Raw genomic sequence first — 14278 nt, 5'->3', positions numbered from 1 at the left:
GAGGAGATGTCATGCAAAACTTTACATACTGGAATCCGACCAAATTAATTTTCGGGCGCGGCGAAGTGGAAAGACTTCCGGAGGAACTCAAACCTTACGGAAAAAACGTATTGCTTGTGTACGGAGGCGGCAGCATTAAACGCAGCGGCCTATATGATCAAGTGATTGAACAGCTGAATAAAGCCGGAGCGACCGTGCATGAATTAGCAGGTGTGGAACCGAATCCGCGTGTGTCGACTGTTAATAAAGGTGTTGCCATCTGTAAAGAACAAAACATTGATTTCTTGCTGGCTGTCGGAGGCGGAAGCGTAATCGACTGTACAAAAGCGATTGCCGCAGGAGCAAAGTATGATGGTGATGCGTGGGATATCGTTACGAAAAAACATCAGCCAAAAGATGCTTTACCATTCGGAACAGTATTGACTCTCGCTGCGACTGGTTCAGAAATGAACTCAGGATCAGTTATTACAAACTGGGAAACAAAAGAAAAATACGGCTGGGGCAGCCCGCTCGTATTCCCTAAATTCTCGATTCTTGATCCGGTGAATACATTCACCGTACCTAAAAACCACACGATCTACGGGATGGTTGACATGATGAGCCACGTATTCGAACAATACTTCCATCATGTATCAAACACGCCGTATCAGGACCGCATGTGTGAATCACTTCTGCGTACAGTCATTGAAACAGCGCCTAAGCTGATTAATGATCTCGAAAATTACGAATTGCGTGAGACAATCCTGTACACAGGAACAATCGCATTAAACGGCATGCTTTCTATGGGGGCAAGAGGGGATTGGGCTACTCATAATATTGAACATGCAGTATCAGCCGTTTATGATATTCCGCATGCCGGCGGACTGGCAATTTTGTTCCCGAACTGGATGAGACACACATTGTCTGAAAACCCTGCCCGCATGAAACAGCTTGCAGTTCGCGTGTTTGATGTTGAAGAAGCAGGTAAAACAGATGAAGAAATCGCACTTGAAGGTATCGATAAGCTGTCCGCATTCTGGACAAGCCTTGGCGCTCCGAACCGTCTTGCTGATTATGATATTAATGATGAGCAGCTTGACACAATTGCTGACAAGGCAATGGCTAACGGTACATTCGGCCAATTTAAAGCACTCAACAAAGAAGATGTGCTGTCAATTTTGAAAGCATCTCTATAAAAAAAGGGGAAATAGCCGTTTGGCTGCTTCCCTTTTTCTTTTTGTCAACGTATGTTACAATGGAAAATCTGTTTTTTACCAGCATCATTTGGAGGTTTTACTATGGAAAATTTCACTTATTATAATCCGACAAAGCTGATTTTTGGAAAAGGTCAGCTTGAACAATTAAGAAAAGAATTCAAACGATACGGCAAGAATGTACTGCTTGTTTACGGGGGCGGCAGCATTAAACGCAACGGCCTTTATGATCAAGTCACAGGCATTTTAAAAGAAGAGGGCGCTGTTGTTCATGAGCTGTCAGGTGTAGAGCCGAACCCGCGTCTTGCAACAGTGGAAAAAGGCATAGGACTTTGCAGAGAGCATGACATTGATTTTCTGCTTGCTGTCGGCGGAGGCAGTGTGATTGACTGTACAAAGGCAATCGCAGCTGGCGTCAAATACGATGGCGACGCTTGGGATATTTTCAGCAAAAAAGTAACAGCGGAGGATGCGCTGCCGTTTGGCACTGTTTTAACGCTTGCTGCAACAGGGTCTGAAATGAACCCTGATTCCGTGATTACAAACTGGGAAACAAACGAGAAATTTGTATGGGGCAGCAATGTCACTCATCCGCGTTTCTCTATTTTAGACCCTGAAAATACGTTCACCGTTCCAGAAAATCAAACAGTATACGGGATGGTTGACATGATGAGCCACGTATTCGAACAATACTTCCATAATGTTGAAAACACGCCGCTTCAGGATAGAATGTGCTTTGCTGTTTTGCAGACGGTCATCGAAACAGCTCCTAAGCTTCTTGAAGATCTGGAAAACTACGAACTTCGTGAAACGATTTTGTATGCTGGTACTATTGCTTTAAACGGCACGCTCCAAATGGGATACTTCGGTGACTGGGCTTCTCATACAATGGAACATGCTGTTTCAGCTGTATATGATATTCCGCACGCGGGCGGTTTGGCAATACTGTTCCCAAACTGGATGAGATACACGCTTGATACAAATGTAGGCCGTTTTAAAAACCTTATGCTCAACATGTTTGACATTGATACTGAAGGCAAAACAGATAAAGAAATTGCGCTTGAAGGAATCGATAAACTGTCTGCGTTCTGGACAAGCCTCGGTGCGCCTTCCCGTCTTGCTGATTACAATATTGGAGAAGAAAAGCTTGAGCTGATTGCTGATATCGCAGCCAAGGAAATGGAACACGGCGGCTTCGGCAACTTCCAAAAACTGAACAAAGATGACGTGCTTGCCATCCTTCGCGCGTCTCTATAAACTCAAAGGGCGGAATCCAGTCATTCCGCCCTTTCTTCTTGACTTGATTTCACAGATAAGTTCATATAAAGTGAAAGATGAAAACATTATACCGTTATGGAGGGACAAGCAATGACGCATGTACGCTTTGACTACTCAAAAGCGTTGACTTTCTTCAACGAACATGAACTTACATATCTGCGGGACTTTGTAAAAACAGCACACCATAATATCCATGAAAAAACAGGCGCGGGCAGCGATTTTCTAGGCTGGGTGGACCTCCCTGAACATTATGATAAAGAAGAATTCGCGCGCATCAAAAAAAGCGCGGAAAAAATCAAATCTGACTCTGATGTCTTGCTTGTTGTCGGCATTGGCGGTTCTTATCTTGGAGCGCGGGCAGCGATTGAAGCGCTGAATCACGCGTTTTATAACACTTTGCCAAAAGCAAAACGCGGCAATCCGCAAGTCATTTTTATCGGGAACAACATCAGTTCATCTTATATGAGAGACGTCATGGATCTTCTTGAAGATGTTGACTTCTCTATTAATGTGATTTCTAAATCAGGTACGACAACTGAACCTGCAATCGCTTTCCGTATTTTCCGCAAGCTTCTTGAAGAGAAATACGGTAAAGAAGAAGCGAAAGCGCGGATTTATGCAACAACTGATAAAGAGCGCGGCGCATTAAAAACGCTTTCTAACGAAGAAGGCTTCGAATCATTCGTTATTCCTGACGATGTCGGCGGCCGTTATTCAGTTTTAACAGCTGTAGGTCTCTTGCCGATTGCTGTCAGCGGCGTCAACATTGATGACATGATGAAAGGCGCCCTGGATGCGAGCAAAGATTTTGCAACATCTGAACTGGAAGATAACCCAGCATACCAATATGCGGTTGTTCGCAATGTCCTTTATAATAAGGGCAAGACAATTGAAATGCTCATCAACTACGAACCGGCGCTTCAATACTTTGCGGAATGGTGGAAGCAGCTGTTCGGAGAAAGCGAAGGGAAAGATGAGAAGGGCATTTATCCTTCTTCAGCGAACTATTCTACAGACCTTCATTCTTTAGGCCAGTATGTACAAGAAGGCCGCAGAGATTTATTCGAAACGGTCCTGAACGTAGAGAAACCTAAACATGAACTGACAATTGAGGAAGCGGATAACGATCTTGACGGCTTGAACTATTTAGCCGGTAAAACTGTTGATTTCGTTAACAAAAAAGCATTCCAAGGTACAATGCTTGCCCATACAGACGGAAATGTTCCGAACTTAATCGTTAACATTCCTGAGCTGAATGCATATACTTTTGGATACCTTGTATATTTCTTCGAAAAAGCCTGCGCGATGAGCGGTTACCTCCTTGGCGTCAATCCGTTTGACCAGCCTGGTGTAGAAGCGTATAAAGTCAATATGTTTGCGTTACTCGGCAAACCTGGCTTTGAAGAGAAAAAAGCAGAGCTTGAAAAACGTCTGGAAGATTAATGTGAGAAAGCTGACTGGCATTTGCCGGTCGGCTTTTTATAAAATCCGAAAGGTGCTGATGTTCATGAAACAATTGGTTAAACATCTCATCATTGCCGGTTTTTCTGCAGCTATTTTAAGTTTCCTTATCTCCTTTGATGCCGTGTATACAGAGTTTTCTTCAAGCTTTGGCGGCACGCTGTCACATGTTTTCATCGACGCCTTTCTTCTCATTGGTTTGCCGCTTGCCCTTTTTACCGATGCGGTACATCGGATTTTGCATTTAAAACGAACCCATACTCTTTTCACTAAATTAGGACTCTATGCAACGGTTGTTTATGTGTCTTGGGATTCAGCTGCATGGCTTGCAGCAGCAATGGCTGTTTACTTCTTAATTGAATGCGCTTTCTTTTCTGTTGGACGCGCGAAAGAAACAACGATTTCCATGTAGTGCGCCTCTGAATGAAGTCTTGTTCGGCGGGACAGGATAAGTGAAAAAAGGGGCATTCTGATGATACCAATACCTTCCGCGATAGATGGGCAGTCTTTTCTGCTTCAAGAACTGGAACAAGTGATGAAGCCGCTCGGTTATGTGATAAACGGCGGCTGGGAATACGATCATGGCTACTTTGATTATAAAATTGATGATAGAGACGGCTATTTATTTTTAAGAGTTCCCGTCAATGCGGTACAGGGCAGTCTCGATGAACGAGGGGCGGCCGTCCGGATCGGAACGCCATTTATGCTGAGACAGGTGTTTCAGGCGGATGTTGACGATCACGCCGAGGGAGGGCCTTTCCAATCACTGTTTAATCAATTTTCCGAACCGGAAAGGCGGGACGCGGAAATTGATCCGGCATTTTTGGATATCGGCGCCTCTCTCGTGAAAGAATTGGAGGATGTTCTGTTACACTAGATGGCAAGGAATTGGTCTGTTTCGAGCACCTTGTATGTAAGAGGAGGGGAAATCATCGGCCCCTCCTCTTTTTGTACGCCTATAATTGTTGTGTTGTGATCAAGGAAATAGAGAACACAGGTTTTGTAAGCCGCTCCCTTTAGTTCGTCAGGAACAGCAAGAAGCTCCACATGCTGATGATCAAGTGTCAGCTTGATTCCGTTCTGCTGTTTAGACGGCCGTAACTTGACTTGGTAATGCTGCAGCATCGCCCGGCTGATAAATTCTGAAGTTCCGATGATTTGGTTTGCACCTGCCCGCTCCGCATTGGTGACAAAACGGTCAGTCAAAATCTCGACGATACAGTAAGCAAGGGGATTAAGCCCTTTAACAGATAAAAGAGTCAGCACTGACAGCATATCAGCATCAGTTTCACTTTTATACTGATCGGCAGTAATCATCACTGATTCCGCTTCAGTAATATTGGCCCGTTTCAGTGTCCCATCATCGGCAGCGTGCCCGCGTATGAAATGAACGTTTTCAATAAGCGGGCCTTCTGTTAAGGATTCATCGATTAGTACGACTGTTTTGGAAGGGGCGGCAAGCTGAAGGTCCTTCAAAAGCCGGTTTGTTTTTTCATTCCACCCGATCAGAATGATGTGGTCCCGGCCTTTGTAAGCAACTTTTCCTTCGATGTAGCGATGCTGTCTGCTGAATGCGGCCGCTGATAACGTAGCGAAATATGCTGTGACAAAGCTGGCTCCGCTCAAAATCAGCAGTATTCCGGCTGCCTGTCCCAGCGGCGTGTGCGGCACATAGTCTCCATAACCGACTGTCGAAACCGTTACGACAGCCCACCAAATGCCTTCGAATACCGAAGTGAACTGCTTAGGCTCAAGTATATAAATGATTTGGCCGAACAAAAGAATCAGACATAAAATAATAACCCCGATTCGGATAAATAACGGCCACCTGAGCCATGAAATAAATATCCGATTTGATTTCATTCTTTTTCTCCTTCTTCAGATACTGAGATGGATAAAATCTGTTTAATAATTGTATTTAATTTCTCATTTAGCTTTTCCTGGCCGTACTTATCTCGGGCCTGCTTCATTAACTCGGCTGTATCATCATCAAGCTGAATAAGCGGTTCATCAATTTCCGATTCATTATAAAGCTGGATAAACGCGTCCAGTCCTTCATTCATTCGGTCGATTGCTGTGCTCAGCTGTTCCCTTTCCTCACTCGTCACTTTCATAGCTTCCATCACACCCGTGCTTTTTTCTAACAGTATGTCCCACTTCCGGTGATGTTTTTCAAAAAATGTACAAAACATATAAAACCGGATTTCTCCATAAACTAAAACAAAAAGGATGAAAAAGATGACGATCTTTCAAAGAACGATCGTGGTTTTGATCGGTACGCAGCTGGCGGCATCCGCGGTGATTTTGTTTATTTTCGATTTGAATTCATATAATCACTTTTCCGGCAGCTTCTCCTGGCTTCATTTTCTGAAAGAACTGGCCGGCAGTTTCGCCTTTTATTTGTTTTCAGCAGGCCTGTTCTTTTTGCTGATTGGATTGTGTGCTCCAAGCCGGAAGAAAAAGCGCATTTCTGTACACGGGAAAGAAAACTCATTAAAATAATCGTAATAGAGAAATGATCATGGAAAAAGGATGATGAAAAAATGCTGTTTATATTTTTAACAATAGCCGCATTGGGATTGTCGTTTTGGGCACAATTTAAAGTAAAGAGCAACTTTGAAAAATATTCAAAAGTGGAAGCCTCAAGCGGACGTACAGGGGCAGAAACCGCAAGACGGATTTTAGATATAAACGGTCTTTACGACGTGCCGGTCGAACCGGTAAGAGGCACTTTAACAGACCATTACGACCCGACAAGACGGGTGGTGCGTTTATCTGAGCCGGTCTATTACGGCCGCTCAATTTCCGCCATATCCGTAGCTTCCCATGAAGTCGGACATGCCTTGCAGCATCAGGAGTCATATGGTGCGCTTGTGCTGAGACATAAAATCTTCCCAGTCGTAAATTTTGCATCCGGTGTAGCTCCTTTGCTTTTCTTAGGAGGCATGCTTCTCGGCAGCCTGAATCTGATCGGGCTTGGCATCATACTGTTTTCAGCGGCTGTCTTTTTCCAGCTGATTACATTGCCTGTCGAATTCAATGCAAGTTCACGTGCGAAGCAGATTATTGTGTCAGAAGGATTCATCCGAAACAATGAAGAAAATGGGGTAAATAAAGTGCTGAGCGCTGCTGCCTTAACGTATGTGGCCGCCGCCCTGGTTTCCCTGTTTGAACTACTTCGTTTTGTGATGATTTTCTTAAACGGTCGTGATGAGAATTAACGTTAAGGAGGTGGCCCCTTACCATTTATGGTAAGGGCTTTTTTTGCTTATTTTACAACTGATCGCCATTTTTGTTTTGATTGGCATTACGGCTGTTTTCGTTGCAGCGGAATTTGCGATCGTCAAAATCAGAGGTTCAAAAATCAATCAGCTCATCGAAAGCGGTGACAGCCGAGCGCTAGCCGCACATAAAATCATCTCCAATCTTGACGAGTATTTATCAGCCTGCCAGCTCGGGATTACGATTACTGCCCTCGGCCTTGGATGGCTTGGTGAACCTACATTTGAACGTTTTCTTCATCCCTTATTTACAATGACAGGCATGCCGGAACCGTTTAACCACATTGTCACATTTGTAGTTGCATTTATCATCGTCACTTTTTTGCATGTGGTGATGGGGGAGCTTGCCCCGAAAACGGTTTCTATTCAAAAAGCTGAAGCTGTAAGCTTATGGATTGCAAAGCCGCTGATCTGGTTTTATAAAATCACGTACCCGTTTATTAAAGCATTAAACGGCTCTGCAAGTTTTCTTGTGAAATTGTTTGGCTTTCATTCAGTGAAGGAGCATGAGGTTGTCATCAGCGAGGAGGAACTGAGGCTGATCCTTTCAGAAAGCTATGAAAAGGGAGAAATCAATCAGTCTGAATTCCGCTATGTAAATAAGATTTTTGAATTTGACAACCGGGTAGCGAGAGAGATTATGATTCCGCGGACAGAAATTGCGGTTATCTCTCTGGAGCAGTCGCTTGAAGAGGCAATTCATCTTATCATTAATGAACGGTATACACGCTACCCTGTCATCAAAGATGACAAGGATCATATTTTAGGGATCATCAACAGCAAAGACATGTTTAAAGCTTATTTTCTCGGCCAGCCGATAAAGCTGAATCAAATCATGAGGCCTGTTATCAGAGTCATTGAAAGCATTCCTGTTCAGCAGCTTTTAATCCGCATGCAGAAGGAGCGGATTCACATGGCGATTCTCGTAGATGAATACGGGGGAACGGCGGGGCTTGTTACTGTAGAGGATATTATCGAGGAAATCGTCGGGGAAATCCGCGATGAGTATGATCAGGATGAAACACCGCACATCCTGAAAAAGGGCGAGCACCATTATGTGATGGATGGAAAAGCGCTAATAGACGAAGTGAATGACCTGCTCGACATTGCGATTGAAAATGAAGAAATTGATACGATTGCAGGCTGGCTTCTAACGCAAAAAATGGAGCTGAAAGCAGGAGATGTGATACACGCGGAGGGCTGTGAATTTAAAATCCTCGACGCCGAAGATCATCACATCCGTTTTGTAGAAATAAAAAAAACCGATTTTTGATAAAAAACAGCCGGGGAACGAACGGCTGTTTTTTGTGTCATCAAGTCATTTCTTAAAAAGCAATGCTGTGAAGCCTTTTTTCTACATAGGATATATAAGACCGGTACACTGGGAAGGAGTGGCTGTATGAAAAAGGCTTGGTGGAAGGAAGCCGTTGTTTACCAAATTTACCCCCGCAGTTTTAAAGATTTAAATGGCGACGGAATCGGGGATATTCAAGGAATCAGATCCAAGCTTTCTTACATAAAAGAGCTGGGCGCTGACGTCATATGGATTTGCCCGCTGTATGATTCACCGAATGCCGATAATGGCTATGATATCAGGGATTATCAAAACATATTAAGCGAGTTTGGCACCATGGAAGATTTTGACGAGCTGCTTGGTGACATTCATGATCTGGATATGAAGCTGATTATGGATCTCGTTGTGAACCACACAAGCGACGAACATCCATGGTTCATAGAATCCCGTTCATCTATACACTCGGAAAAGCGCGACTGGTATATTTGGAAAGACGGCAAAAACGGAAAAGCGCCTAACAATTGGGAAAGCATTTTCGGCGGGGCGGCTTGGGAGTATGATCAAAAGACAAGCCAGTATTATCTTCACCTTTTTGATAAAAAACAGCCTGATTTGAATTGGGAAAATGAAAAGGTGAGGAATGCCGTTTATGACATGATCAATTGGTGGCTTGATAAAGGAATTGACGGATTTCGGGTGGATGCCATTACGCATATTAAGAAAAAAGAAGGGTTTCCCGACATGCCGAATCCAAAGGGGCTGGACTATGTCCCTTCCTTTCCTTATCATATGAATGCTGACGGCATTATGGATTTGTTAACAGAACTGAAGGAAAACACATTTTCCCGCTATCCGATTATGACAGTTGGTGAAGCAAACGGCGTCGCTGCAAAGGAAGCAGCTGATTGGGCTGGAGAAAAAAACGGCATATTCAGCATGATTTTTCAATTTGAGCATCTCGGCCTGTGGGATGTAGAGATTAATGAAAGTATTGATATCGCCTCTTTTAAACGAATTTTAACTGACTGGCAGGACAGTCTGGAAGGGATCGGCTGGAATGCTTTGTTTATGGAGAATCACGACCAGCCCCGTTCAGTTTCTGTGTGGGGAGACGACGGAGTGTACCTGAAAGAAAGTGCAAAAGCGCTTTCCGCTGTTTATTTTCTCATGAAAGGCACACCGTTTATTTATCAGGGACAGGAACTCGGGATGACGAACGTGGCTTTTCCATCTATTGAGGACTATGATGATGTCGCAATGAAACGCCTGTATGAAACAAAAACAGCGAAAGGCACATCACACGAGGATGTGATGAAGATTGTCTGGAAAAAGGGAAGAGACAATTCACGAACGCCGATGCAATGGAATGCTGGTCCATACGCCGGATTTTCTGAGGCCAAACCGTGGATCCGAATCAATGAGAATTACAAATGGCTGAATGCCGAGGCGCAAAAAAACGATAAATCATCCGTTTACCATTTTTACAAAAGCTTGATCAAGCTGCGCCAAACATATGATGTTTTTATTAACGGGACATACGAGCTCATTTTACCGGAAGATCAGCAAATCTTTGCATATCTTCGGAAAAACGAGAGCCATACTGCACTGATTGCGGCCAATCTGACAGGAACACCGGCGTTGTTCAAGCACTCTGGATTGCCATTGTCATCAGATGCACTCGTCTTGTCAAATATTGAAACAGAGCCGCACAAGCATATGACATCAGTACTCTTAAAGCCGTATGAAGCAAGAATATATCTATGGCGCTAATCTCCAGCCTTAGACTGGAGTTTTTTTGTTGTATCAGGTTTATGAGAGCGGTTTAACAGGAAAAAAAGAACACAGGACGAATTAATAGAGCGGACAAAAGAAAGGAGAAACAAATGCTGAAAACACTGCAAATCAAAACGACAAAACGAGATGAAATGATTGATATCACCCGGGAGGTGGAAGCGTTTCTTCAAGAAACAGGTATAACGAGCGGCGCAGCGCTGATTTACTGTCCGCATACGACTGCGGGTATTACAATTAATGAAAATGCCGATCCGGACGTCAAAAAAGATATGCTCAGAAGGTTTGATGAGGTATATCCGTGGGAACATGAGCTGGACCGCCATATGGAGGGCAATACAGCTGCACACATGAAGTCGAGTACGGTCGGAGCTTCACAGCATGTCATTGTGGAAAACGGCCGGCTCATTCTTGGAACGTGGCAGGGCATTTATTTCTGCGAATTTGACGGCCCTCGCACCCGGACATGCTATATCAAAATGATGGGATAATAGTGACAAAAGCATGATCGCTGAACAAGCGCCGATAGCCGGAGGGCTTGTCACACCCGCCTCGGCTGCCGCTTTATCGAATGAAGGCGCGCTTGGCATTCGGCTATCTCAGTCACGACATGCTCGAAAAGCTAATCCATATGCAAAATAAAAAGCGCGGGAAAGAGACACGCGCCTCATCCTTTGTTTTCAGGAAAGCCTGCATGAGGGATAGTCAATCAATGGATGTAAACGTACCGAGCTTTGCCGAACGTAACTTGATAAACTGAGGTGACAGATATGAACATTCTTCAATATTCTTATAAAAAAAGAGGGAAAATTGAGTTTGTATTTGAAGGCTGGCCTCACTCAAAAGTTACAATGGTTCCTATCAAAGGCTACTATTTTGTCCGCTTTATCAAATGGAGCAGCCAGGATCCAATCGTGACAAGAAATGACCTTGAAAAAATGGAGTGGGCTGCGAACCAATATTTCGGCACAGCCCCCTTCTATCGAAAACGAAAGGCATTTGAAACCCCATCGTCCGGAAAATAGGCGATGGGGCTTTTTAGCGGACGATGCGGAAAAGAGACGGAACATCCAGTCTGGTCGCCTGAGACAGAAGGTAGGCTGACTGTAAGGCTCCTTTTTTCCTAAAAGAATTCAGCTTATCAATAATTTGCTGTCCGTTTAAGATTCCAAGACCATGGGCAAAATATTTATCTTCCCCCAGTAAAATCACATTTTCGCCTCTCCATTGCGCCTTTTGCGGATCAAATTCAGGATTCTTAAAATACAAACAATCTCCAAGGAAAAAGTGGTGTCCTGTTTCCGTATATATCGGCAATTTCTCATAATGCCAGTCATATAAAATAATTCTGTCAAAGCTGGCATTGAATTTATCTTCTCCGATTGTATCGATTAAGGCCAAGTAATAAATGATAACGATTGCGGTTGCGCATTCAAACGCATAAAACGGGCCGTTCTCTGCAATGTCCCGAATCGCTTTTGAAGGCGGCATTCTGTATTTCAGCTCCAAGGCGCCCTCCGGTGAAACCCTCCAATACGTTGTATTCCCGTATGTTTTTAAAAAAGTGGCAAACTTCGCCCCGCTTTTGTGCAGCGTCTTTGCCGCTGCTACAATATTCATCCGCAGTTTAAGCTCAAACATCAGTTCAGCAATTGAATGATAATCAAACTGAACAGGCGTCTCAATCATCTCTTTTAACAGCGGATTCAGATTTTGATCAATCTGCCAATTTTCAATATCCTGGGGACGGAGCAATTGTCCTGATACAATAATCATGTTTAGCCCCCCTTGTTTTTTATAAGATATGCAAAGGGCTTGGGCAATGAAAGTTAAAAAGGCAGAAGACAGCCAAAAAGAACTTCTTCCATTTTTTATTTTAAAACTTTTTTAAGCAGCCGATATATACTGTATCAAACCTGAAGGAGCAAGTGACATGAAGACTTTTATCAATTGGCTGAAGAAACCGTCTATTTCAAAGAAATTAATCGTCTCATTTATTGCGATTCTCATTATCCCTATTCTTATATTAGAATTTAGCTCTTACCGAAGCGCCAGCGGAAAGCTGGATCAGGAAATTATGGGAAATGCGAAAAACAGTGTCGATACATTTAATACAACTGTTACAAATAATCTGGGAGAAAAAGCGAAAGCAGTCACCTTTTTCAGTGAATCTCTTAAAAGATCCGCATTCAAAGGGAAATCAAATCAAGAAGAGATCAAAGCTAAATTTTCACAATATGTATCTATTAATCAAGGAGTAGCCAGAATTTATGGGGGCGCAGATAACGGCACTTACGTACAAGCGCCAAAAGAAAAATTGCCGGAAGGATACGACCCGAGACAACGTCCTTGGTACCAGGATGCGATGAAGGCCGGCGGTGAAATTGTCGTGACAGATCCTTACGTGGCTGCGAGTGACGGAAGCATGGTCATTACCATTGCACAGGAGCTGAAGGACGGATCTGGCGTTGTCGCCATGGATATTACCATTGATAAATTGTTAGAACAAATGAAACAAATCAAGGTCGGAAAAGAAGGTTATGCTTTCATTGCAACAAAAAACAAAACCTATGTCGCCCACAAGAACCATAAGGCTGGAGAAAAGCTTTCAGGCGACTGGGTAGCCAAAATGTATGCGAATGACAGCGGTGAACTCCAGTATACTCTTAATAACGAAGATAAAAAGATGACCTATACTACAAACGAACTGACTGGTTGGAAAATAGCCGGCACAATGTATATGGATGAAATTAAGGATGCCTCAAAGTCTGTGCTGACAACAGGAATGATCGTGCTGATTGCTTCGATTGTGGCAGGCGGAATTTTAATTCTGTTTATCGTTCGTTCGATTACAAAACCGTTAAAACGTCTTGTCCAATCATCGAAAACGATCAGCAGGGGGGATCTGACCGAAACGATCGAAATCCATTCAAAGGATGAGCTTGGGGAGCTTGGGGAAAGCTTCAATGAAATGGGACAATCTCTCCGCTCTCTGATCAGCGCTATTCAGGACTCGGTGAACAATGTGGCCGCATCTTCCGAACAGCTTACCGCATCTGCCGGGCAGACGAGTAAAGCCACCGAGCATATTACGATGGCGATTGAGCAGTTTTCAAACGGAAACGAGGAGCAAAGCGAAAAGGTTGAATCCAGCTCTCATCAGCTGAACTTAATGAATGAAGGACTTCAGCAAGTCTCACAAACATCGTCAGATATTACAAAGGCATCTATCCAATCAACGGAAATTGCCGGAACGGGTGAGAAGTTTGTGCAGCAGACAGTCGGACAAATGAACTCGATTAATCAATCTGTTCAGCAGGCTGAAGCTGTTGTCAAAGGCTTAGAAGGAAAATCAAAAGACATCACAAGCATTTTGAGAGTCATCAACGGAATCGCTGACCAAACAAATCTGCTTGCACTAAACGCAGCCATTGAAGCGGCGCGTGCCGGAGAGTCAGGACGCGGCTTCTCTGTTGTAGCGGAGGAAGTGCGCAAGCTGGCTGTCCAATCAGCCGATTCAGCAAAAGAAATCGAAAAGCTGATCCAAGAAATCGTCGCAGAAATCGAAACCTCTCTTCACATGTTTAAAGAGGTCAATCAGGAAGTACAGTCCGGACTTGTTGTCACAGACAATACAAAAGAAAGCTTCCAGAGCATTTTCAGCATGACAAACGAAATCGCGGGCAAGCTGCAGACGATGAATTCCACCGTCGAGAAGCTGTCAGACCGTTCACAGCATGTTTCAGCAGCAGTCAGCGGCATTGCAGACGTGTCGAAAGAAAGCTCGGCAAGCATCCAGGACATTGCCGCATCAGCTGAAGAACAGCTTGCTTCCATGGAAGAAATCAGTTCCTCAGCGACCACTCTTGCGCAGATGGCAGAAGAGCTTCGTGATCTGACGAAACAATTTAAAATCGAGTAAAAGCCGAAAAACAGCGCATCAAAGCGCTGTTTTTTTTATATGGTAAACGATAATAAAG

The 14278-nt window shown here is 43.9% G+C and carries 15 protein-coding genes and 1 pseudogene; 13 read left to right on the top strand and 3 right to left on the bottom strand.

The window, feature by feature from the left end; genetic code table 11:
* Positions 1–11: 11 nt before the first annotated feature.
* The 5 genes from MHH79_RS16115 to MHH79_RS16095 all read left to right on the top strand — a co-directional run bounded on the left by MHH79_RS16115 (position 12) and on the right by MHH79_RS16095 (position 4809).
* A complete protein-coding gene (locus tag MHH79_RS16115; RefSeq protein ID WP_063334581.1) occupies positions 12–1175 on the top strand; it encodes an iron-containing alcohol dehydrogenase in 1164 nt (387 codons plus the stop codon).
* A 102-nt stretch (positions 1176–1277) separates the two neighbouring features.
* Positions 1278–2450, top strand: a complete 1173-nt coding sequence (locus MHH79_RS16110) for an iron-containing alcohol dehydrogenase (protein WP_003228872.1) — start codon at positions 1278–1280, stop codon at positions 2448–2450.
* Between the two features lie 111 nt (positions 2451–2561).
* Positions 2562–3914, top strand: a complete 1353-nt coding sequence (locus tag MHH79_RS16105; RefSeq protein ID WP_003243401.1) for a glucose-6-phosphate isomerase — start codon at positions 2562–2564, stop codon at positions 3912–3914.
* A gap of 58 nt (positions 3915–3972) precedes the next feature.
* Positions 3973–4344 (top strand): hypothetical protein, encoded by a 372-nt coding sequence (locus MHH79_RS16100; RefSeq protein ID WP_080030745.1) that lies wholly within the window; start codon positions 3973–3975, stop codon positions 4342–4344.
* Between the two features lie 60 nt (positions 4345–4404).
* Positions 4405–4809, top strand: a complete 405-nt coding sequence (locus MHH79_RS16095; RefSeq protein ID WP_063334579.1) for a YugN-like family protein — start codon at positions 4405–4407, stop codon at positions 4807–4809.
* On the opposite strand, the gene kbfO is transcribed toward MHH79_RS16095, so the two are convergent.
* Together kbfO and mstX are read right to left on the bottom strand one after the other, a co-directional pair.
* Entirely contained in the window at positions 4806–5795 is a 990-nt protein-coding gene (gene kbfO / locus MHH79_RS16090; RefSeq protein WP_063334578.1) for a potassium channel protein KbfO, read from the bottom strand. The two genes, MHH79_RS16095 and kbfO, sit on opposite strands and share 4 nt — an antisense overlap.
* Positions 5792–6124: a biofilm formation protein MstX gene (gene mstX, locus MHH79_RS16085; RefSeq protein WP_015384492.1), complete on the bottom strand. Its 333-nt coding sequence runs from the start codon at positions 6122–6124 to the stop codon at positions 5792–5794. The genes kbfO and mstX overlap by 4 nt, the downstream gene beginning before the upstream one ends.
* 46 nt (positions 6125–6170) lie before the next feature.
* Between mstX and MHH79_RS16080 the strand changes: the two genes are divergently transcribed.
* The 7 genes and pseudogenes from MHH79_RS16080 (at position 6171) to MHH79_RS16050 (ending at position 11323) form a co-directional block, all read left to right on the top strand.
* Positions 6171–6434, top strand: a complete 264-nt coding sequence (locus tag MHH79_RS16080) for a membrane protein (RefSeq protein ID WP_015483620.1) — start codon at positions 6171–6173, stop codon at positions 6432–6434.
* Positions 6435–6475: 41 nt separating this feature from the next.
* A complete protein-coding gene (locus MHH79_RS16075; RefSeq protein ID WP_003228889.1) occupies positions 6476–7153 on the top strand; it encodes a zinc metallopeptidase in 678 nt (225 codons plus the stop codon).
* Between the two features lie 43 nt (positions 7154–7196).
* Positions 7197–8486, top strand: a complete 1290-nt coding sequence (locus tag MHH79_RS16070; protein WP_063334575.1) for a hemolysin family protein — start codon at positions 7197–7199, stop codon at positions 8484–8486.
* A gap of 126 nt (positions 8487–8612) precedes the next feature.
* A complete protein-coding gene (locus tag MHH79_RS16065) occupies positions 8613–10277 on the top strand; it encodes an alpha-glucosidase (protein WP_340034713.1) in 1665 nt (554 codons plus the stop codon).
* A gap of 113 nt (positions 10278–10390) precedes the next feature.
* Positions 10391–10789: a secondary thiamine-phosphate synthase enzyme YjbQ gene (locus MHH79_RS16060; RefSeq protein ID WP_003243483.1), complete on the top strand. Its 399-nt coding sequence runs from the start codon at positions 10391–10393 to the stop codon at positions 10787–10789.
* Positions 10790–10802: 13 nt separating this feature from the next.
* Positions 10803–10926 (top strand): annotated as a pseudogene (locus MHH79_RS16055) (nitronate monooxygenase); the annotation flags it as partial.
* A gap of 142 nt (positions 10927–11068) precedes the next feature.
* On the top strand, positions 11069–11323 hold the full coding sequence (locus MHH79_RS16050) for a hypothetical protein (RefSeq protein ID WP_003244393.1): 255 nt from the start codon (positions 11069–11071) through the stop codon (positions 11321–11323).
* Positions 11324–11336: 13 nt separating this feature from the next.
* Here MHH79_RS16050 and MHH79_RS16045 read toward each other — a convergent pair whose 3' ends face one another.
* The gene (locus tag MHH79_RS16045) at positions 11337–12074 is read right to left on the bottom strand and encodes a protein-glutamine gamma-glutamyltransferase (protein WP_015384485.1); all 738 of its coding nucleotides are present in this window, start codon (positions 12072–12074) and stop codon (positions 11337–11339) included.
* A gap of 157 nt (positions 12075–12231) precedes the next feature.
* Here MHH79_RS16045 and mcpB point away from each other — a divergent pair, with 157 nt between their 5' ends.
* A complete protein-coding gene (gene mcpB, locus MHH79_RS16040; protein ID WP_251217622.1) occupies positions 12232–14220 on the top strand; it encodes a methyl-accepting chemotaxis protein McpB in 1989 nt (662 codons plus the stop codon).
* Positions 14221–14278: the final 58 nt, after the last annotated feature.

Origin of the sequence: Bacillus sp. FSL K6-0993, from assembly GCF_037977205.1 — a bacterium.
Classification (GTDB): Bacteria; Bacillota; Bacilli; order Bacillales; family Bacillaceae; genus Bacillus; species Bacillus subtilis.
Note: the sequence above shows the minus strand (reverse complement) of the source record. Positions and strands in the feature narration are given on the sequence as shown.